Origin of the sequence: Psychromonas antarctica (assembly GCF_022267535.1) — a bacterium.
Lineage (GTDB): Bacteria > Pseudomonadota > Gammaproteobacteria > Enterobacterales > Psychromonadaceae > Psychromonas > Psychromonas antarctica.
This window is the reverse complement of record NZ_JAHNZV010000300.1, coordinates 1-530: the sequence shown is the minus strand read 5'-3', so window position 1 is coordinate 530 and position 530 is coordinate 1. Positions and strand designations below refer to the sequence as shown.

Below are 530 nucleotides of genomic sequence, written 5' to 3'. Positions count from 1 at the left end.
AGCCAACCCAGAAAATTACCTGCCATGGAATTATCTAGAAAATAGTGAGTAACGGCTGACTTGCTTTCCAAAAAAGACTGAATTGGGCTAACCGCCCAAGTCAAACTATGCAGCCGTAAGCTCACTACTTACTCGTCAGTTAATGAGCTCTGCATACTTAACCTTAATGAATTGAGCATTAACGAGATAAGTTAACATTAATAGTTGGAATGACTAGAAATAATCAGAGAAATAGATGATGATTCATTTTATTAACGATGAATATCAAGGAGTGTTAGGTGTCGATAAAAGAGTTAGATAATGCAACTGAATTATTGATTGGTTGGCAGAATAGGGATGAAAGCAAAAGTAAGGAGTTTCTTGAATACGCGTATCAAGATATTCGTGCAATTGTGGCTAAATATGAGGGTGTAAAAAGAATTGTGTAAACGTTCATTATCTATAACCTTATCAAAGGCCATTATAATGAGTAACACAATGAATAAAGAAAAACTGCAAGCACTCGCAAATGAGTTAGCCAAAGACCTTAA

Annotated in this window: 1 protein-coding gene; it reads left to right on the top strand. The window is 35.3% G+C overall.

What is annotated here, in order from left to right:
• Positions 1-278 precede the first annotated feature (278 nt).
• Positions 279-428 carry a hypothetical protein gene (locus tag KSO91_RS17565; RefSeq protein WP_238744303.1) on the top strand — a complete coding sequence of 50 codons (150 nt, stop codon included), beginning with the start codon at positions 279-281 and terminating at the stop codon, positions 426-428.
• The last annotated feature ends 102 nt before the right edge of the window (positions 429-530 follow it).